The sequence below is a fragment of the Patescibacteria group bacterium genome (genome assembly GCA_041651155.1).
Lineage (GTDB): Bacteria > Patescibacteriota > Patescibacteriia > CAIXNZ01 > CAIXNZ01 > JAPLYF01.
Genome location: JBAZJU010000005.1, coordinates 34,078 through 53,429 on the forward strand (window position 1 = coordinate 34,078; position 19,352 = coordinate 53,429).

At 35.7% G+C, this 19,352-nt stretch carries 20 protein-coding genes and 1 tRNA gene; 17 read left to right on the forward strand and 4 right to left on the reverse strand.

Going from position 1 to position 19,352, the window contains the following annotated elements; translation table 11 throughout:
- Position 1 precedes the first annotated feature (1 nt).
- The 17 genes from WC460_04335 to WC460_04415 all read left to right on the forward strand — a co-directional run bounded on the left by WC460_04335 (position 2) and on the right by WC460_04415 (position 15,282).
- Positions 2–535 (forward strand): hypothetical protein, encoded by a 534-nt coding sequence (locus WC460_04335; GenBank protein MFA5188563.1) that lies wholly within the window; start codon positions 2–4, stop codon positions 533–535.
- 58 nt (positions 536–593) lie between these two features.
- A complete protein-coding gene (locus WC460_04340; GenBank protein ID MFA5188564.1) occupies positions 594–2,147 on the forward strand; it encodes an RHS repeat-associated core domain-containing protein in 1,554 nt (517 codons plus the stop codon).
- A gap of 10 nt (positions 2,148–2,157) precedes the next feature.
- Positions 2,158–2,766: a hypothetical protein gene (locus tag WC460_04345; protein ID MFA5188565.1), complete on the forward strand. Its 609-nt coding sequence runs from the start codon at positions 2,158–2,160 to the stop codon at positions 2,764–2,766.
- Positions 2,756–4,048 (forward strand): RHS repeat-associated core domain-containing protein, encoded by a 1,293-nt coding sequence (locus WC460_04350; protein MFA5188566.1) that lies wholly within the window; start codon positions 2,756–2,758, stop codon positions 4,046–4,048. Before WC460_04345 ends, WC460_04350 begins: the two co-directional genes overlap by 11 nt.
- A 19-nt stretch (positions 4,049–4,067) precedes the next feature.
- Positions 4,068–4,460 carry a hypothetical protein gene (locus tag WC460_04355; protein ID MFA5188567.1) on the forward strand — a complete coding sequence of 131 codons (393 nt, stop codon included), beginning with the start codon at positions 4,068–4,070 and terminating at the stop codon, positions 4,458–4,460.
- A 128-nt stretch (positions 4,461–4,588) separates the two neighbouring features.
- Positions 4,589–6,112, forward strand: coding sequence for an RHS repeat-associated core domain-containing protein (locus tag WC460_04360; protein ID MFA5188568.1), 1,524 nt, complete (start codon positions 4,589–4,591; stop codon positions 6,110–6,112).
- 15 nt (positions 6,113–6,127) lie between these two features.
- Positions 6,128–6,649: a hypothetical protein gene (locus WC460_04365; protein ID MFA5188569.1), complete on the forward strand. Its 522-nt coding sequence runs from the start codon at positions 6,128–6,130 to the stop codon at positions 6,647–6,649.
- Between the two features lies 1 nt (position 6,650).
- Positions 6,651–7,058: a hypothetical protein gene (locus WC460_04370; GenBank protein MFA5188570.1), complete on the forward strand. Its 408-nt coding sequence runs from the start codon at positions 6,651–6,653 to the stop codon at positions 7,056–7,058.
- A gap of 104 nt (positions 7,059–7,162) precedes the next feature.
- Entirely contained in the window at positions 7,163–8,833 is a 1,671-nt protein-coding gene (locus tag WC460_04375) for an ATPase, T2SS/T4P/T4SS family (protein MFA5188571.1), read from the forward strand.
- Positions 8,834–8,835: 2 nt separating this feature from the next.
- Positions 8,836–9,930 carry a type II secretion system F family protein gene (locus tag WC460_04380; protein MFA5188572.1) on the forward strand — a complete coding sequence of 365 codons (1,095 nt, stop codon included), beginning with the start codon at positions 8,836–8,838 and terminating at the stop codon, positions 9,928–9,930.
- Entirely contained in the window at positions 9,931–10,395 is a 465-nt protein-coding gene (locus WC460_04385; protein MFA5188573.1) for a prepilin-type N-terminal cleavage/methylation domain-containing protein, read from the forward strand.
- A gap of 2 nt (positions 10,396–10,397) precedes the next feature.
- The gene (locus WC460_04390; GenBank protein ID MFA5188574.1) at positions 10,398–11,837 is read left to right on the forward strand and encodes a prepilin-type N-terminal cleavage/methylation domain-containing protein; all 1,440 of its coding nucleotides are present in this window, start codon (positions 10,398–10,400) and stop codon (positions 11,835–11,837) included.
- A gap of 62 nt (positions 11,838–11,899) precedes the next feature.
- Entirely contained in the window at positions 11,900–12,970 is a 1,071-nt protein-coding gene (locus WC460_04395; protein ID MFA5188575.1) for a prepilin-type N-terminal cleavage/methylation domain-containing protein, read from the forward strand.
- A gap of 11 nt (positions 12,971–12,981) precedes the next feature.
- Positions 12,982–13,392, forward strand: coding sequence for a hypothetical protein (locus WC460_04400; GenBank protein ID MFA5188576.1), 411 nt, complete (start codon positions 12,982–12,984; stop codon positions 13,390–13,392).
- Between the two features lie 7 nt (positions 13,393–13,399).
- Entirely contained in the window at positions 13,400–14,488 is a 1,089-nt protein-coding gene (gene pilM, locus WC460_04405; protein MFA5188577.1) for a pilus assembly protein PilM, read from the forward strand.
- 10 nt (positions 14,489–14,498) lie between these two features.
- Positions 14,499–14,933: a prepilin-type N-terminal cleavage/methylation domain-containing protein gene (locus tag WC460_04410; protein MFA5188578.1), complete on the forward strand. Its 435-nt coding sequence runs from the start codon at positions 14,499–14,501 to the stop codon at positions 14,931–14,933.
- A gap of 100 nt (positions 14,934–15,033) precedes the next feature.
- Complete coding sequence (locus WC460_04415) at positions 15,034–15,282, forward strand: hypothetical protein (protein ID MFA5188579.1); 249 nt, start codon at positions 15,034–15,036, stop codon at positions 15,280–15,282.
- A gap of 46 nt (positions 15,283–15,328) precedes the next feature.
- On the opposite strand, the gene WC460_04420 is transcribed toward WC460_04415, so the two are convergent.
- The 4 genes from WC460_04420 to WC460_04435 all read right to left on the reverse strand — a co-directional run bounded on the left by WC460_04420 (position 15,329) and on the right by WC460_04435 (position 19,333).
- Positions 15,329–16,093 carry a L,D-transpeptidase gene (locus WC460_04420; protein MFA5188580.1) on the reverse strand — a complete coding sequence of 255 codons (765 nt, stop codon included), beginning with the start codon at positions 16,091–16,093 and terminating at the stop codon, positions 15,329–15,331.
- Positions 16,094–16,194: 101 nt separating this feature from the next.
- The gene (locus WC460_04425) at positions 16,195–16,752 is read right to left on the reverse strand and encodes a hypothetical protein (GenBank protein ID MFA5188581.1); all 558 of its coding nucleotides are present in this window, start codon (positions 16,750–16,752) and stop codon (positions 16,195–16,197) included.
- A 14-nt stretch (positions 16,753–16,766) separates the two neighbouring features.
- Positions 16,767–16,840, reverse strand: a tRNA-Pro gene (locus tag WC460_04430).
- 378 nt (positions 16,841–17,218) lie between these two features.
- Positions 17,219–19,333 (reverse strand): LssY C-terminal domain-containing protein, encoded by a 2,115-nt coding sequence (locus WC460_04435; protein MFA5188582.1) that lies wholly within the window; start codon positions 19,331–19,333, stop codon positions 17,219–17,221.
- Positions 19,334–19,352 lie beyond the last annotated feature (19 nt).

Genomic DNA, 19,352 nt, shown 5'->3' on the forward strand with positions numbered 1-19,352 from the left:
TATGAAAAGAAATAAAATGACAATAATAACGATAGTAATAGTAATTTTATTCCTTGTAATTATATGGGGTGTGTTTTATACACCTAAATATAAAGGTGCAGAGCTGAAATTTAATCAACTATGTGTCCTCGCGGAAAAAGGAGATCAAGTCTCCATCTTATGTAATAAAGATAATAACTGGTTTGAGAAATTTATAAAACAAGGGGAAGTTTGGCAATTAGTTAACGACAAGGAAATTAATATTTCAGAGTACAAGTATTTAACTGGTCAGGAAATTAAAAATAAAAATTTAGACAATTTATTTGTAGGTGAAGGAGGGTATGTATTTCATGAACCATTGAAAAAAATGATAAAAGATAATAATAGATATAGATTTTCTGTCGGAATAGGTTTGGAGGGATTTTCTGAAGATTTATCTGCAAGTTATATCGTGTTAAGAATTTATAAAGATTTTAAAGAATATACTTATGGATATGAATTAAAAAATGATAAAGTAGGATCGATTATTAGCTTTTATTACAGTATCATTTATTAATTATGTCAGGTACTATTTTTGTTCATTGAAATCATTTTAATAAGAGGATTATTTTATTATGCAGGGCAAAAGAATTCAGGATTTGAGTTACACTTATGATAATGTGGGAAATATCACTCAAATAATTGATGAATCAGAAACTAACACAAAAAAGAAATCAGTGTTTGAATATGATGATCTTTACAGATTAACTTCAGCAACCATATCGGATAGTTATAATGATTATACGCGAACTTACAGTTATGACTCGTTGGGGAACTTTGATAGCACAGATTTAGGGACTTATTCTTATGAAGGAAATACCGGGACGAGTTATGCCAATCCGCATGCTGTAACTGGAATTGGTTCAGCCGCTGATTTGGAATATGACAACAACGGAAACTTGACCAATTTGCATATTGGAAGTTTTGTTTTAATCGGCGCGGATTATGATTATAACAATAGGATAACTGAAACTTTAAGGCCTAATAGTCAGACAAGTACTTATAAGTATGATCACACAGGAGAAAGGATAGGGCAAGATACGGGGACAAAGGATACAATTTATGCGAATAAGTATTTTGAAGAAACAACTGAAGGAGCGAATACGTCCGATACCATGAATATCTACGCCCAGGGTCAACTGCTTGGTACTGCAGAATCAGATGGCGAATCATTCAATCTTCATCTTGTTCATGGCGATCATTTGAATTCGTCTTCAGTTATGACTGATTTTGACACAAATGCGGCAGTGGATCAGGTGATTGATTACTATCCTTTCGGGGGAATAAGGTTCAATGAACAAAACAGTACGACTGACCAGGGACGTAAATTTACTGGCAAGATAGGAGATTCATCAACGACACTTCAATACTTTGGCGCAAGATATTATCAGGGAGATGTTGGGAGGTTTTGGTCAATTGATCCTTTATTTTTAATCGCCGGAGACAAACAGTTTAAAAATATTGCAGGATATGATTTAATCTATTATTTAAGCGAGCCTCAAAATTTAAATTCTTACAGCTATGTTACTAATAATCCTCTGAAATATGTGGATCCTTTAGGTTTGGATAAATATATTAACACCAAAGGTGAAACAGTTAAGGATACTGGTAATGGAGATAAATCTTATTACGAGCAAGACGATATTAATATGTTAAATCAAAATGCTAGTTACATGGAACAGAATAAACTTAATTTTTCTAAATTTTATGATCAAGTTAGGTCTGGGGGCGATTGGGATTATAAGCAACAAGATAGGGAATTTTTCTTTAATGGCTCATTATATAGTAGTGAAGATTTTGGTAATTTAAATTATGGCTATTGTGGCACGGCAGGTGGATTTAGTAAGGGGTTATTAAAAGATATGGCAGGCGTAGTAAGTATAAAGACCACCAAAAATTATAGTGATTTAGTGAATTATGGTATTTTAAACAATTTCGATCAGCCAATTGATGTCACTAATATTAATCTTGGAGTTAAGACGTATATGTCTACGCATAAAAATGACTCTACCTTTACGGCGAAAACACAGCAGTTAGTCTATCATACAACATTGCAACCGTTATTTTTTAGAACTGTGGGCCTTGAATATATGGCTTATAGGGCTTTTCTTAATCTAATTAAAAACTAATATATATCTTATGAAACAATTACTCTCTATATATAAAATAATAATGTTGATTCTCATTGTAGTATTTTTACCACTCGGTCTTATTTTTGGTATAAGATGGTATATATTTGGCGACACAGAGAAAAAATTAGATTTAACCCCATATGAGGCTACATTATTAAAAAATCAGAATGAGTTTTCAATGATTGCAAAAGATTTGCACGCAAATGGAATACACGAATTATGCATGAAGGGAAATGATTTTAAGATAAATGGCATTGTGATGAATTTTGTCGAAAATTATTTTTATTCTCCGTCTACTCTTGGTTCGCTGAAATTAACAAAGGAACAAGCCTTGTCAAAAATTAGTTTAACAGTAGATCAAATAGGGGATTATAAAAATTTTTTTAATTCTTATGTATTTTTAAAATGTATTAAAGAGGACTTAAATCTTAAAATCGGTAAAGAGTACTCTCTGATATTTGAGGTAAATAATTATAAGGGTTTTACTTATATTTCTGATGGTTCAATTACGCAAAATTTTAGACAAGATATTTTTGATAAAAAATATAATAAACTTGATAGGATTGATGGAACTAATTGGTACGAATTTACATACAAAAATAAATATGGGATATAGAAATGATACTGCCACTTCCTTTGCCAACCCGCATGCGGTTACCACTATAAACAGCTCTGCAAATCTGGACTATGATAATAACGGAAACTTGACCAATTTGCATATTGGAAGTCTTGTCCTGATTGGGGCTGACTATGATTATAATAACAGGATAATTGAGACATTGAGGCCAAATAGTCAGACAAGTACTTATAAGTACGATCACACAGGAGAAAGGATAGAGCAAGATACGGGGACAAAGGATACAATTTATGCGAATAAGTATTTTGAAGAAACAACTGAAGGATCAAGTACGATTGATACCATGAATATTTACGCGCAAGGGCAGCTTTTAGGTACGGCTACGTCTGATGGAAGCAGTTTTAATCTATATTTCGTAAATTCAGACCATCTAAATTCTTCAAGCGTAATGACTAACCTTGATGAAACTGGATCAATAGACCAGGTAATAGATTATTATCCGTTTGGTAGTATCAGGTTTAATGAACAAAACAGTGCGACTGACCAGGAACGTAAATTCACTGGCAAGATTGGAGATTCATCAACCACACTCCAATACTTTGGTGCACGTTATTACCAGGGGGATGTGGGGAGGTTTTGGACAGAGGATCATGTTTTCCAGGAAATTGGAGGTGAAAAATTTTACAAATTAGTGGATAATAGTTATCAGGGTGAAAAAGATAAAAAGAAAAAACTGCTTGAAAAAGTAATTTCTAACCCGCAGGGTTTGAATAGTTATTCGTACGGTAAAAATAATCCAATGAATAGGATTGATCCGACTGGAAACATGGATGTGCATACAGAAAATGCAACACCCGAACAAGTTAAACAATTTAACGAGGCTTTAGCTCAGTTACAAGTAAATGCTGCTAACAATCAGGATATGCAGAATTATTTTAAAATGTTCGGAGTTGATATTAATGAAGAATTGAAAAATAATGGTAAGGGGGTTGACGTATATATAGGTAGAGAAAATAAGACAGGCTTTGATTCCAAAAGTAATTATTCGAACTTTTGGTTCTTTAATTCTATAGATATTTTTTCTAATGCATTTACAGATACAAATAATATCCAACATGCATTAATGCACGAAATGGGACTTTGGGCCAATGATGTAGGATCTTGGTGGGGTAATTTAAATCCCGATGCGAGTTCATACAAGAATGCAAATAATAAATTAAATACTTATATAAAAGACATTCCTAGACTTGAATTGACAATTGGATTTGAAAATATTTATGGATTTATGTCCGAGATTATTACATTCGGCGATATTAGATAAATAATTAACTAAATTTTTTATGAAATTATTAAAACATAAATTAATTTTAATTAGTGCGATCATTATAATTATAATTTTGTTGACTTTTATGTTGTCTAATTTAAAACCGTATTTAGCTTTAATTTTAGCAATTATTATAGCATTCTTGATGGTTTTGGGATTTCAGTTAAAATGGAATTCTACTATAAAAGTTTTACTTATCCTATCTATGTGTGCAGCTGTAATTTTTATAATTTTTCCTATAAAGGTTGTTTTTAGTCGGACACAGTTTTCTTTAGTTACTATTATGCCGATTTTGTATGGATTGCCCACTACGGAAGGATGGCAGAAAATTGATAATGGGGAATATTTTCCAGGTGGTTCTGTAATTAGTATCCTTGATCCAAAGTATGTAATTATTGTAAGAAAGTAATTTTATATCCTAGTTATACTTATGCCTAAAAAGATGAATTAAAGTGATATAAAAAATTTGAGGGATTGGAAAAGTAAATTAATTTTTTTTGTCCTTTGAAACCATTTTAAAACGAGGATTATTTTATTGTGGTCGGGAAGAGAATCCAGGATTTAAGTTATACTTATGACAATGTAGGAAATGTAACTCAAATAATTGATGAATCAGAAACTAACACGAAAAAGAAATCAGTGTTTGAATATGATGATTTGTATCGTTTAACCTCTGCCACCATTTCAGATAGTTACAGTGATTATACCCAGACGTATGCTTATGATTCTCTGGGTAATTTTACCAATAGGTCTGGCTTAGGTAATTATGCTTATGAAGGGAATACTGGGACTTCCTTTGCCAACCCTCATGCGGTAACCACTATAAACAGCGCTGCAAATCTGGACTATGATAATAACGGAAACTTGACCAATTTGCATATTGGAAGTTTTGTTTTAATCGGCGCTGATTACGATTACAACAACAGGATAATTGAAACCTTAAGGCCTAATAATGAAACGCAAACCTACAAGTATGACCATTCTGGGCAAAGGATTGAGCAGAATATAGGTGGCGGGGGCAAAGTGATAGTATATCCAAATAAATATTACAACACGACCACTGAAGGTGAAAATGCAAAGGAAACACTTAATGTTTATGCTCATGATCAATTAGTCGGTACTGTAGAAGTTGAAGATAGCAGTATGAATTTATACTTTGTCCATCCGGATCATTTGAATTCATCTAGCGTAATGACAAATTTTGATGAGATGGGAAGTGTTGATCAAGTTATTGATTATACGCCTTTTGGAGGCCTGAGATTTAATGAACAGAATTCAGGTCAAAATATTGAAAGAAAGTTCACGGGGCACATAGCGGACGACAGCACGACCCTCCAGTATTTTGGGGCGAGATATTATCAGGGGGATGTGGGACGCTTCTGGAGTGAGGACGCAGTTTTCCAGGAAATTGGAGGGGAAAAATTCTACAAATTAGTGGATAATAGTTACCAGGGCGAAAAAGATAAAAAGAAAAAACTGCTTGAAAAAATTATATCAAATCCGCAGGGTTTGAATAGCTATTCATATGGAAAAAATAATCCAATGAATAGAATTGACCCTACTGGTAATATTGATAAGAAGTCGGATGGAGCAACCAAAGAACAAGTTGAACAATTTGATAAAGCTTTAGCTCAATTACAGGTAGACGTTGCTAATAATCCGGAAATTCAGACATATTTTAAGTTGTTCGGGGTAGATATTAATGAGACCTTAAAGGATAATGGGAAAGGCCCAGACGTTTATGTTTGTAAGCAAACAACTGAAAATTGGGATGGACATTATGACCCGTGGTTTAATGATATATATTTGCATCCTGCTGCTTATGCAAACAATTCAGTGAATTATACTCTAATACATGAATTGGGGCACTGGGCGAACGATGTCGGTAAGTGGTGGGGAAATCTTAACCCATCTTTAAACAATTTTCCGCAAGTAAATTCAAAGTTGAATCAGTATTATAAAACCGATCCTGGTCTTCAAATTGATGTTGAAATTATGGATAAAGGTCCTTATGGATTTGCCGCCCCCATTATACTGTATGGCGAATACGCTCCTTATTAATTAATTTTTATCATTATGAAAAAAATTATAAAGATCGCCTTGTTAATAATTTTTATTATCTTATTAGTCTGTTTGTTTCTCTATATATATTTTATAAATCTGAATAAAGTTGTTGTTTTCGAAAATAATCAAAAGGCAGAATATTATGTGCATGAATATTGGGTATATAAAGAGATTAAGGATAATAAATCATATATCGATATAGCATTAGGACTTCATAGGCCTTGGTCGATTAAGTATCTTCATACCCTACCCAAATATGAGAGAGTTGCAGTTTTACATTTAGTTTTTAATGGTAATATCTTAGAAGAATCTAAATATTTTTTTCTTAAGCTTTCTAGCCTAAATGATAAAGATAAAATAATAAATTTGGTAGGTGTCGCGCAGCTAAATAATACCTATTTATCGAATATAAATTTAGAGGGGAAGGAAGATAATAATTCACAAGTGGGGTACTATTTGAAAAAAATTAATTTAATCAATGCTAAAAGCATTGATGTCGATGCGGAATCATATTGGTTTGCTCAAGGAAAATAATATGAAACGAATTTTTTGCATCATTTTTATCCTTTTATTCCTATTCTCTCCATTGGCTGTTTTCGCTCAAGCAGAGAGCTTTCCTGCACCTATTGATACCCAAGTCTGTGTTATTCCAGTCTATCTTTTTGCTACCCAAGAAGGGGGTGCTTTAGCCATCACGCCAGTCGCCGAAAACCAGTATTTATATGCTTATGCTACATCTGCTGAAAAAGTGGAAACTGGCCTCATAAACCCCACAGGAACTGCGACAGCAGACCAATCCTCAACAGAACTCGGAGACCAGCCAATCATTCCCATGGGTTTGCTTTTGGTCGCTGTGGGTTCTGATCCTGATGCCGTAAACTCATTCTTGGAAACTGGAGAGGGTGTTGGCCAGCGGATTTTCACGGGGCACATAGCAAACTAATGCTAAAAAGAGATTCCTTTTCTGGGGGTCTTTTTTTGTTTTCTTAAAATCTCAAATTATGCTAAAATTAAAATAGGATTAAATATTATTAAATCCTTTATTTTATGTTATCCAGCCAGAAATTAAGAGAGATTTTAGTTAAGCCGGGCTATATTAAAGAGCTTGATTTTAGCACAGCCCAAAAAGAGGCCAAGCTCAAGAAATTAAGCCTGGAACAGGTTTTGGTTGATAATGGCTTAATCAAGGATGAGAATTTGGGGCAGTTAATTGCCGAAGCTCTGCAATTTCGCTATGTGAGTTTGGCCAAAAAGACTATTAAACCGGAAATTTTAAAGATTATTCCGGAAATTGTGGCAAAAAAACAGCTGATCATTGCTTTTGATAAAAATAAAGACGGTCTGTTTGTGGCTATGAATAATCCTGATAATTTGCAGTTCCAGCATTTTTTGGCCAAAAAAACTGGGGATAAAATAATTCTATTTTACGCCACCCAAAAAGATATTTTAAAATCTGCCAGGCTTTATCACAAAGAACTTAAGGAGGAATTTTCAGATTTGATTTTAAAGCATTTAAAACAGGTTAAAACAGGCGGTGATGAAAAATTGCCGATCATTAAAATTGTTGAGTCCCTGATAAAATACGGTTATGAAAACCGCGCCTCAGATATTCATATTGAACCGCATGACAATGACACTCTTATTCGTTTTAGAATTGACGGAGTTTTGCATGATGTCTTATCAATTCCTAAAGAATATCATGACATGATCGTGTCCAGAATAAAAATCATGTCTAATTTACGCACTGATGAACACAAAAGCAGCCAGGATGGCAAATGCAGATTTAATTTAGCTGATGAAAAATTGGATATCAGAGTTTCTGTTGTGCCAATCATTGAGGGCGAGAAAATTGTGCTGCGCTTACTCTCCAAAAAAACCAAAGAATTAAATTTAGAAAATTTGGGTTTAAGTAAAGCTGAAGCTAAAAAAGTAACAGAAGCCATCAAAAATCCTTATGGCATGATTTTGGCAACTGGCCCGACCGGATCTGGCAAAACCACGACTTTGTATGCGATTTTAAAGATTTTAAATAACCGCGATGTTAATATCTCCACAATTGAAGATCCCGTTGAATATGATGTTGAAGGCATTAACCAGATTCAGGTGGATAGCGAAACCAATCTGACTTTTGCCAAAGGCTTAAGATCTATTTTAAGGCAGGATCCTGATATTATTATGGTAGGTGAAATCAGAGATGAGGAAACAGCGAAAATTGCCATTAATTCAGCCATGACCGGGCATTTAGTATTATCAACTCTGCATACTAATGATGCCGCCACAACTTTGCCTCGTTTGCTGGATATGAAAGTTAAACCGTATTTAATTGCTTCTACCGTGTTAATTGCTATTGCCCAGCGTCTGGTCAGAAAAATTTGCCCCAATTGCATTAAAAGTTATAGCTTACCAAGCGAGGAATTTTTAAAATTAGTTCCCAAAACTATTGGTTCAAAATTTACTGATGGCAAAACAAAAATTACTCTTTATAAAGGCGAGGGCTGTAAGTTGTGCCATAAAACAGGTTATTTGGATCGGCTGGGAATTTTTGAAGTTTTAACAGTCAGTCCGGCCATTCGTGATTTAATTGTAAAAAAAGCTACAAGCCAGCAAATTAAAAAACAGGCAATTGATGAAGGCATGGTCACCATGTTAGAAAACGGGCTTGAAAAAGCTCTTTTGGGCTTAACCACTCTGGAAGAGGTTTTAAGAATAATAAAATAAATATGAATGAGGGGAAAGAATTTAAGTATTTAAACTGGCACATTAATTTCGGTTTTAATGTGGAAAAGATTTTATTTGCCAAAACTTTAGCCACGATTTTAAATTCAGGCATTAATATCGCTGATGCTTTGCGCATTGTGGAAGCCCAGTCAGTCGGCCAATTTAAGCTTATTGTGGCTAATGTCAGAAAAGGCGTGGAAAGCGGAGAAAATTTAGCCAAAGCTTTAGCTAAATATCCCAGATATTTTAATCCAGTTTATATTGGCTTGGTTAATGTGGGTGAAAAAACAGGGCGTTTAGTGGAATGTTTAAATTATGTGGCCGAGCAGCAGGAAAAAGATCTGGAATTATCGCGCAAAGTCCAGTCAGCTTCACTTTATCCCATGATTGTCTTTGCGTGCTTAATGGCTCTGGCCGCGCTTTTGAGCTATTATATTTTGCCCCAGCTGATTGTGGTTTTCAATTCATTTAATATGCCTTTGCCCTGGACCACAAAATTGCTTTTAGCCGTCGCTCAGATTATCAGGGATCATGGGATTTTAATTCTAGTTTCAATCTTGGCATTTTTAATTTTTGTCAGGTATTTAGTCAGAACCAAAACAATCAAGCCCTATTGGCAGGCAGCTGGCTTAAGCATTCCTTTTTTCGGGGAACTGATCAGAAAATTAAACTTAGCGCGTTTTTGCTTGATTATTGGCGTGCTTTTAAAAAGCGGTATCCCGCTAAATGAAGCTCTTGATATCGGCATTGAGAGTTTAAGCAATGAAGTTTACAAAATTCAGCTTAAAAAAGTTAAAGCCAGAGTAGTGGCCGGATTATCATTGGGCGAAGCAATTGAAAATTTAAATAAGCCTGATTTATTTCCCAAAGTAGTGTCGCAAATGATTAGCGTAGGTGAGCGCACAGGCACTTTGGAAAAAAATATTTTATACTTGTCTGATTTTTACCAAAAAGATGTTGATAATATCAGCAAGAATTTATCCAATGTGCTGGAGCCGATTTTATTGATTGCGGTCGGATTAGTCGTGGCCTTAATTGGCGTGGCAATAATCTCCCCAATTTACGAATTTATTTCAACACTTAGCCACTCGATATAAATGACAAATAAATTGCCAATTTCAAAATTTCAAACTTCAAATCCAGGATTTACTTTAATAGAATTATTAATTGTGATTGGAATAGTAGTTTTACTGGCTGCTATTTTTTTGCCTATTGGCCTGAATTTTTATCAGATTCAGGTTTTAAATCAAACCAATGACCAGGTCATCTGGCTTTTAAAACAAGCCAGAAGCAGTGCTTTAAGCCAAAAGAATAATTCTGCATTTGGCCTTTATTATAATAATCAGCAATTAACTTTATATCAGGGCGCAAGTTATGAGGCAAGGCAAGTAGATTTTGATGTAAATTATAAAATACCCAGTAGTGTTAAAATTGAGGGCTTAAGCGATATCAATTTTAGTTTGGCTCAAGGTTTGCCCGGCCAAACTGGCACAATAATTTTAAGCTCTAATCAAATTACCAAAACAATTACGCTTAATTCAATCGGTCTGATTGATTATTAATTATGAAAAATAAAAATGGTTTTACTCTAATTGAAATTCTGCTGGCAGCGGCTATTTTTTTAATTATTTTTTTAGGCGTTAGTTTTTTAATGCTTGATAATCTTAATTTTAGTTTTAATAATCAGGAAAGAATAAGGGCTGAATTTTTAGCTCAAGAGGGAATTGAAGCCACTAAGGCGATTGCCGATAATAATTTTAAGGATTTAACTGATGGGAGCCATGGTTTGGCTATAAATAATAATCAGTGGCAGCTGACTGATGCAGCCGAAAACCTTAATCAAACATTAAAAAATGGCCAGCGCCAGATTATTATTAGTGATCAGGACACGAATTTAAAAAAAGTTGAAAGTTTAGTGACCTGGCAGGATATTAAAAATAATTCTAAAGAAACTTCATTGCTGACTTTTTTAAGCAACTGGCAGAGAACTTTAGGCGGGGATTGGTCAGAGCCGGTTGTGGATGGCTTTTATGCCATGGTCTCAGAAGCACGTTCTGTTTTCCATGTGGGCAATTACACTTATATCGGCGCTTTGAATTTTAAAGATGAGCCTGATTTTTATGTTTTTGACACTGCTGATTTAAAAAATCCCGCCTTAGTTGCCACTTTGGATTTAGGCGCTAACACTTGGGCCACGATTAATTCTATTTATGTGGTTGGCAATTATGCGTATTTAGCCACTAATATAAATGGCCGGGAATTTGTTGTTTTAGACATTAGCGATCCGCAAAATCCAATTGATGTTGCTCATCAGACAACGCAAACCTTAACCGACGCCACAGGCATCCATGTTTCAGGCGATTATGCTTATCTGACTAATTTATGGAAAAAGAACCAAAAACAGCTTTATGTTTTTAATATTGCCAATCCATTAAACCCCGATTTTGTGTCCAGAATTGACCTGGCTGACTCAGCCTATAATTTAACTTTCCAGAATAATTACGTTTTTGTGGCTAGCGGCAAAGATGACCAGGAATTGCAGATTATTGACGTGGCTGATCCTCAAGGCTCTACTCTCTATACCAGCTTAGATTTGCCAGGCGCAAATGATGCTTATGATGTTTATGTTAAAGATAATAAAGGTTATCTGGTTAGAGCCGCAGGCACTGACAGTTCTGAATTTTACATTTTAGATTTAAGTAATTTGCAATCCCCGCAAATAATCAGTTCCTTAAAATTAGCTTCTAATTTCAGGACAGTTTATGCTTTTGGCCCGGCCTCGGCCGAGACGGGCGATAAATATATGTTTGTAGGCGGTGATCTGGATAAAGAGCAATTTCAGGTCATTGATATTTCAGATTTAAATAATCCCAGAGTAATTTCAACTTTAGATATTAATGGCATTGTTTATGATTTGGTGACTGATGATGTGGCAGCCTACCTAGCTGTGGGCGGCGGGTTAACAGGCTTTAATGGTTTAAAGATAGTGGTACCGGGGCCATAATTTTCATTCAGCCGAAGAGGCGATTTGCAAATCGCCTCTTCGGCTGTGGAATTTTTAATTATATGGATAATAAACCTAAAAAACAAAAAGGCTTTAGTTTGATTGAGCTGATTTTATATCTTGGGCTTTTGGCTTTTCTTTTTTCAGTGTTATTTGTTTTTTTCCAGCAGACGATTTATGCAAAGGCCAAAATAAATGATAAGATTGAACTGGTTGATAGCGGCCAGTTTGCCTTAAATAAAATTGTTTGGTATCTCAAGCAGGCTGAGAGTGTAAATTCACCAGCCATTGGTCAGAGCCAAAATACCTTATCTCTAAATTTGGCTGACCAAACACAAAACCCAATAGAATTTTTGCTGGAAAATAATGTTTTATTAATGAAAATTAGTTCTAATCAAACTGTGGCGCTGACAAGCAGTAGAATTAAAGTTAATCAAATTACGTTTTCAAATTTTGCTTTTTCCGCCAATAGTCCAATTATCCAAATACAAATGGAATTAGCCAGTGCAAGTCAGCTTTGGAAAAATCAGCCGATTAAGCTGCAGACAAGCGTTAATATATCCCATTTGGGCGCTGGGGATGAAGAATTGGGCGGAGAGCAATGTTCGGAAACAGAAATTATTCTGCAACCAACCGGTAATATAATCGCGCCAAAAGGCGATTTGGAATTAAAAGTAGTTGGTTCAGAAATCACTTATGGAGCTGGCGGTCCGCAAGTTGATGTTGATTCTAAGATCTGGCTAGATAACAATTTGCTGACTTTATTCGGCGGTGAGCCAGTGAATGGCGGCGAGCTATACACAGCTAGTTTATCTGCCCGGACCAATGTAGCGGTCAGAGCTCATGCGCAATACAGAACTATCTTCAGCCAATATTATGATTCAAACACAGGCTCCCCTCATGTGAAAGTTTTAAAAGATGGGGATGATTTGCCAAACACGCCTGTTTTTGGCAATCAGACTCCTTTACCCGCACTTTTGGCGCCCTTTATAGATGCAAATAGGAAAATCAGCATTTTAGATAAGCAAATTTTGATGCTTTTTGAATTTGGCGATTTAAATTCTGCTGCTGCTGATTTTCAGGATCTGGTCGTCTTATTTACTTTTACTCCTGATAATTCAATCTGCAATTAAATTATGATATTATGAATAAGCCAGGGTTAGTAGAAAAAGTGAAAAACGGCTATATTGCTCTAATTTCTTTAATTATTATTGGCGCCATTGTTTTAATCTCTGTTTTGGCTTTAACTTTTATCACCATAAGCCAGACCCAGAATATGATCAGCCAGAATCAAAGTTTAAAAAGTTATTATCTGGCCAATGCTTGCGCTCATTATGCGATTTTGCAATTACAAGACAATGTTAGTTATGGCGGAAATGAAACAATTGAAGTTGATAGCTACAATTGCCAGGTTGAGCAGATTTTAGACAGTGGCAATGCCAATCGGATCATTAATACAAGCAGCAACGTAGCTAGCAGCAATGCAAAAATTCAGGTAATTATTTCCCAGCTTAAGCCCAGGACAATCATAAGTTCCTGGCAGCAAATTTATTAAAAATAGTATGTCAATTTTCCAGCAAATCAAAACCAAATTCCAAGCTAAATTTCCCATGGTGGCTGTTGATATTTCTGATAATTCCATGGAGTTAATGCAGTTAAAATCAGGGCCGGCAAAACCGCAGATTAGATCATCTTATCGCCAGGTGCTGAAAGCCAATTTAGTAAAAAATGGGGAAATTATTGAGATTGACAAAGCAGCTGAAATTTTAAAACAGGCTTTTAATTCAGCTTTGCCAAAATTTAGCACAAAGTTTTGCCTTCTATCTTTGCCTGATAAGCAGTCATATTTTTTATCCCTGCATCTTAAAAGCCGGGCTGGAAATCTGGGAGATAAAATCAAGAAGTTGGCTCAGGAAAAATTGCCAGTTGATTTGGCAACTTGTTATTTTGATTATTCGCTGACTCGTTCTGATAAAGAAGGCCAGGAAGTTTTTTTCGCAGCTGCAAGCAAAGATTTGGTTGAGCAATACCAGGAATTATTTACCAAGGCAGGCCTTTATCTGGCAGCCATGGAATTTGAATCAGCTTCATTAGCCCGTGCCTTGTTGTCTGAAGAAGATTTGGTTAAGCCAATTTTGATTGTTGATTTGGGGGCAGTGGCAACTGATATAATTCTGCGCGATCAGCATGGTTTTCGCGATCAGCTTAATTTGGTTTTTGGCGGTTATTATTTGACCAAAAAAATAGAAGAAAATTTAAATCTGGAATTTAAAGAAGCAGAACAGCTTAAGAAAAAAGAAGGCTTGAATCTGCGCCAAAACAATCTGGATAAAATTTTAGCTTTGAGTTTTAACGACTTATGCTCGGAAATTACCAATATAAAATCAGCTTATGAAAAACGGACAGGCCAGAAAATTGAAAAACTAATTTTAGCAGGGGGCACGAGCTTGCTTGCGGGCTTGCCGGAATTGTTGCATCAAAAATTACCCGGCTTACAGGTTGAAATGGGAGATCCAACCAAGCAATTAGATTTTTATGCAAAGAACCTAAAAAATGATAAAATATTATATAGCAATGTCATTGGCCTGGCTTTAAGGGGGCTCAATAAAGAAAGTCTGAACCAGGGCATTAACTTAATTAAAATTAATTAATAAAAACCCTATGAAAAAACAAAAAGGTTTTACGCTGATTGAACTTTTGGTGGTGATTGGCATTATTGCGATTTTGGCAGCGATTGTGATTATCGCTATTAACCCCGCCCGCCAGTTTGCCTTGGCCAGAAACGCGCAACGCTGGAGCAATGTCAACACGATTATTAACGGTGTCTGGCAATATGGCGTTGACAATCAAGGCACTTTGCCTGCAACGATTACTGCAACGTCAACCGAAATTTGCAGAACAGGAGCAGCTAGCTGTACTGGGTTAGTGGATTTGTCGGTTTTGACTGAGAATGGCACTTACGTGGTGGCTATTCCTAATGATCCCAAAGGAGCATCAACCAACGGCACTGGTTATTTTATCAGCACAACCAATGGCCGCGTGACTGTGACAGCGCCGAGCGCAGAATTAGATGAAACAATTGAAGCTACTCGATAAAACTAAATTTAAGAACCGCTTCCCGCATTGCGGGAGGCGGTTTTTAGTTGACTTTCATATTCAAATATGGTTAAATATTTAACAAGAAAAGGAGGCAATAATGATTATTGAAATAACTCAGGGTAATTGGCATGAAGAATTGTCAAACATTAAGGGAATGGATAAATATCTGCAAACAACCTTACTGGCAGTTGTCGCGTCACATTTGCATAGGGTTTTACCTCCCTCGTGCGATGAAAAGACTTTTGCCGCAAGCTTTAAAGAGATTGAAATAGTAAAAATTGATGGCAAAAGTTACAGAATAATTTTAAAAAACGAGCGTTTAAGACTTGAAGAAGTAAGCAGCTAATTTTGGATGCAATAAACCCTGCACGCGGATGTGCAGGGTCTTTAAATTATTCATGATAGGGATTGATTATTACGCTAGTGCCGATTTTGACAAAATTTTTATTTAGCCATTCGGCGTCGCTGGTGAAAATCCTGACACAGCCATGGCTCGCATTCATCCCAGGCACGTTCGGACTGCCGTGGAAAGCATAACCAGCTCTGTGAAAAAACATTGCCCAGGGCATGGGGGCATTATGGAATTTACGGGAACGTGTTTTGGCATTGCCTTTTTTAATAATAGTGAAATTGCCGGTGACTGTGTGGCATTGCCTGCCAATATCTGAGCAATAATCCTTACCTCCAACGCCAGGTCCCCAACTCACAAGATTGCCTGTCTCATCATAGGCTGCCCAGGCCAAAAGCTCCGGATCCCAAATTAGGATTTTTTCATCCATGACGCCTATATTTTGGGGGAAAGGAGAAAAATCCATGAAAGTTTTGTTAGCCATATTATTGGGCACGGCAATGACCATTTCTTTTTCCAGCTTGATATTAAGACGGTTGACTTTCATGACTATCTCCCGTTCTCGCTCGTCCGGCCAGAGTTCTGCCCATGTCTGCGGCACTTGGCTCTCAATTTTTTTAAGGCCATTTTTTGTTCTGATTTCTTTGATCACCGTCTTTTCAGCGATGGCGATACAATGGAAATCAGGGTTGTTGTTGCAAAGAGTTTCACCGAACGGTTTATTTTTTTCCAGGCTCCTGGCCGATGCGGTAAAGAGTAAAGAGGCCAGAAAAATTAAAGCGAACACGTAAAACTTCTTTACAAACATAAGCTTTTCCTCCTTTGTTGCGTACATTTTTCGTTAAGTTGAAAAGGGACAGGGTTGATTAAAATGTTAGCTTAAAATAAGGCTAAAGTCAAGCCTGATGTTTAGATTTTGAAATAAGTATTTATTGAACACAATATTTTAAAAAACACAGGATAAATAAGAGTCAGGATTATTAAAAATATAATGATGAGAAAAAACCCTTGGCTGGCTTTTATTGCCTGCTTTTTTATTTGGGAATTAATTAGCGCCAGGATTTGGAAAATAATAGCTAATAAAATACTGCCGATAAAAATGCCCATTAATAATTTATCAAAGCCGCAGATTTGGTTAGGAGACAAGGATATTAATTTTGAGAAATAGAGGGTAGCTATTACGAAAAAATAAATTAAAAAAGAAATAATCAGCCAGGCATATTTGAAATAATAGTTTTTTTTCTTCAGCCAATAAATTAACCATTTGCTTAATAAAATGATTAAGCCCCCCGTATAAAGGCCGATTAAAAGCCGATCTATGCCCAGCCACAAAGCTAAGCCGGCGGCTGCTGGCAAAGCCAATAAACAGACAGGACAGGCAGCATTTATTGGAGAAACCAGAATAAAGCAAAAAAATAGGATAGTGATTAAGCAAAAAAAAGAAAATTTTAACCAATGATTTTTCATAGTCTAAAATTATATCGGGCTGGCGGGACTTGAACCCGCGACCTCATCGTCCCGAACGATGCGCGCTAGCCAACTGCGCTACAGCCCGTAATTATTAAATTTTTAACTAACTATCCGCAGTTGGCTGTTGTCATTTATTTTTGTATCTTTTCCGACTGCCTGCCCGCCAAAGCTTTCCTGTCTGCCGTAGCTTCAGCGAAGGCAGAAGCGGCGGTGGGCGCTACAGCCCGCTGGAATAACTTTACAACTCTACGACTCTACGACCCTACAATAATACAACTCTACGAACTTTACAATTATAGTATTGATTTCAAAAAGCCGCCGAGCTGATTGATTATTTTATCAATTGAAATATAGATTTTTTTAAAAAGTTCTGGGGAAATAGAATTTTGTTCTGACAAGGTATCGGCACAGGCTAATAATTCATAACATGAGTCAGCCCTTTATCAAAATTTTGGGTCATAAATTATTTTAGATTAATGATATAAATTTTACCATCTGTGAAAAACTGATCACCGGTAAAATTTTTACCCAAAAACGGATCAACGAATTGTTCTTTGTAATAATTTTTGATTAAATCTGATTTTTGCAGATCTGTAAAAAAAACTTCTCTTTCAGTATCAATATCAGGGTTAATTGTATGAACAACCAGCCATTTTATGCCAACATCCAAACTTGCCGTACCAACGTAGATAATTTTTCCGTCAGTAGTCTTATAATCAGTTCGCCAGAATCTGGCATGGTGTCTTTGCCTCACCGTGTTATCGCTAGTCGGTTTTTCAAAACCAAAGTCATTGATATTGGCATTCCAAAATGAAGGTGTCATGGGCGCGCTGTCATAACTTTGATTTAAAATTGCTGACTTGGCTATTTTTGTTAAGGTGTTTAAATTAGCAGGTTCTGCCAGGATCCAGCCCGATTTTTTAAAAGCACTAATAAGTTCATCGTCATTTTGGGCAATTAATATAAAGCTGAGCGGTTCTTGTTTGGTGCCGTCTAGAGTTTCAGTATATTTTGAAAGATTAAAATCACTGAAAATTTTTATTGGTTCAGACTTGATTGTCTGAATTGCCATTATTTTTTCTGGAAAAATTACTTCAGGCTTAAAGTAATAGGCAAAACCAATATAATAAAATATGGAAACAACAATTAAAGCAATGGTTATTATTTTAAGGGTTTTTGCGGTTTTTATTTTGTCTGATTTCTCTTTTTTAAAGCTTGGCCATTCAATCAGATTAATGCCAATTATTAACCACAGCAAAGCCAGTAAATATCCGCCTAAAACATCGCTTAGATAATGCAGGCCTAGATAAAGCCGGCTAAAACCTACGGCAATTATTACCAAAGCGCCGGCAAATAAAATATTTAACTTGTTTTTCCAATTCTTTAAATTACGCCAGCTAAAATATATCAAAAATCCAAAAAGAGCCATGGCCAGGGCTGCATGTCCGCTGGGAAAGGAGGCGGATTTTTCCAAATAAATTGCTACTTCTTCAGGCCTTGGCCGTCTGATGATTATTTTGCCAAGATAGACGAAAATTTCCGTGCCAGCGAGTATCAGCCAGAAAGGTAAAATGTAATTTTTTTTATGCCAGAGCCATAAGAGTCCTGAAATAAGGGCTATTATTCCTAATTCAAATTCCCATTCCCCCAAAATAGTTATCCAGGTGAAAATTTTTACTAAACTTGCCTGGCGAAAAACAAAAAGCAGATTTTCCAGGCGAATATCTGCCAGGGCAATTGGCATGGCGATTAAAATTGATCTTATAATGCCCAAAAAAAGTGAGAGAAGATAAATAAAAGCTAGCGCAAAAAGTGTTAAGGGTAAGCCTGTGAATTTTGTCCTGTCCAGGCGGCGTTTGATGATCCTAAAAATTAAGGGATGATTTTTAATCAAATTTATTACCTCAGGGTTTTTTGTAATCGCCTGGATAATAGAAATTAAAATTGATTTAAAAAATAAAAGGAACCTTTTTCCTTCTTTTAAAATTAATTCTTTGAGCAGATAATAAAGCACAAGAAAAATAGCTATCACGAGCAGAAAAATGCTGGCTCTGGTAGAATAAGCTGCAATCACTTGCCAGGCCTGGCCGAAAAAGTAACCTAAAAAAAGATAAAACATGGCCCAGGCAAAGGCGCTCAAGACATTCCAAAAAATAAATTTTTTAGTCTCCATTTTAAAAATACCTGCTACAAAAGGGATGATCGGTCGGATTGGGCCGATAAATCTGCCCAGAAAAATACTTTTATGCCCATGCTTTTTGAAAAATTCTTCGCCCCTGGATAAATAAGAAGATTTAAATATTTTATTTTCAGGCTTGAAAAATTTTTTTGCTTTTTTGCCCAAATAAAAACTCAAGCCATCACCCAAAATTGCACCAAGGACTGCGAACCAGATTAAATCGCTTATCTCAAACATCCCTTTGCCAGCCAAAAAGCCAATAAAGACAGTAAGGATTGTGCCAGGAATAAAAAGTCCGACAAAGGCCAGAGATTCTACAAAGGAAATTAAAAAAACCAGCAAATAGCTGAAATTTTGCAGTTTTTGTAAAATGGTAATTAAAACATCAATATAATTCATATTTCTTAAATTTTAGCAT

Excerpts from the sequence above, each read along its gene's own strand:
- WC460_04335 (MFA5188563.1), top strand. The coding sequence starts at position 2 with ATGAAAAGAAATAAAATGACAATAATAACGATAGTAATAGTAATTTTA.
- WC460_04340 (MFA5188564.1), top strand. The coding sequence starts at position 594 with ATGCAGGGCAAAAGAATTCAGGATTTGAGTTACACTTATGATAATGTG.
- WC460_04345 (MFA5188565.1), top strand. The coding sequence starts at position 2,158 with ATGAAACAATTACTCTCTATATATAAAATAATAATGTTGATTCTCATT.
- WC460_04350 (MFA5188566.1), top strand. The coding sequence starts at position 2,756 with ATGGGATATAGAAATGATACTGCCACTTCCTTTGCCAACCCGCATGCG.
- WC460_04355 (MFA5188567.1), top strand. The coding sequence starts at position 4,068 with ATGAAATTATTAAAACATAAATTAATTTTAATTAGTGCGATCATTATA.
- WC460_04365 (MFA5188569.1), top strand. The coding sequence starts at position 6,128 with ATGAAAAAAATTATAAAGATCGCCTTGTTAATAATTTTTATTATCTTA.
- WC460_04370 (MFA5188570.1), top strand. The coding sequence starts at position 6,651 with ATGAAACGAATTTTTTGCATCATTTTTATCCTTTTATTCCTATTCTCT.
- WC460_04375 (MFA5188571.1), top strand. The coding sequence starts at position 7,163 with ATGTTATCCAGCCAGAAATTAAGAGAGATTTTAGTTAAGCCGGGCTAT.
- WC460_04380 (MFA5188572.1), top strand. The coding sequence starts at position 8,836 with ATGAATGAGGGGAAAGAATTTAAGTATTTAAACTGGCACATTAATTTC.
- WC460_04385 (MFA5188573.1), top strand. The coding sequence starts at position 9,931 with ATGACAAATAAATTGCCAATTTCAAAATTTCAAACTTCAAATCCAGGA.
- WC460_04390 (MFA5188574.1), top strand. The coding sequence starts at position 10,398 with ATGAAAAATAAAAATGGTTTTACTCTAATTGAAATTCTGCTGGCAGCG.
- WC460_04395 (MFA5188575.1), top strand. The coding sequence starts at position 11,900 with ATGGATAATAAACCTAAAAAACAAAAAGGCTTTAGTTTGATTGAGCTG.
- WC460_04400 (MFA5188576.1), top strand. The coding sequence starts at position 12,982 with ATGAATAAGCCAGGGTTAGTAGAAAAAGTGAAAAACGGCTATATTGCT.
- pilM (MFA5188577.1), top strand. The coding sequence starts at position 13,400 with ATGTCAATTTTCCAGCAAATCAAAACCAAATTCCAAGCTAAATTTCCC.
- WC460_04410 (MFA5188578.1), top strand. The coding sequence starts at position 14,499 with ATGAAAAAACAAAAAGGTTTTACGCTGATTGAACTTTTGGTGGTGATT.
- WC460_04415 (MFA5188579.1), top strand. The coding sequence starts at position 15,034 with ATGATTATTGAAATAACTCAGGGTAATTGGCATGAAGAATTGTCAAAC.
- WC460_04420 (MFA5188580.1), bottom strand. The coding sequence starts at position 16,093 with ATGTTTGTAAAGAAGTTTTACGTGTTCGCTTTAATTTTTCTGGCCTCT.
- WC460_04425 (MFA5188581.1), bottom strand. The coding sequence starts at position 16,752 with ATGAAAAATCATTGGTTAAAATTTTCTTTTTTTTGCTTAATCACTATC.
- WC460_04435 (MFA5188582.1), bottom strand. The coding sequence starts at position 19,333 with ATGAATTATATTGATGTTTTAATTACCATTTTACAAAAACTGCAAAAT.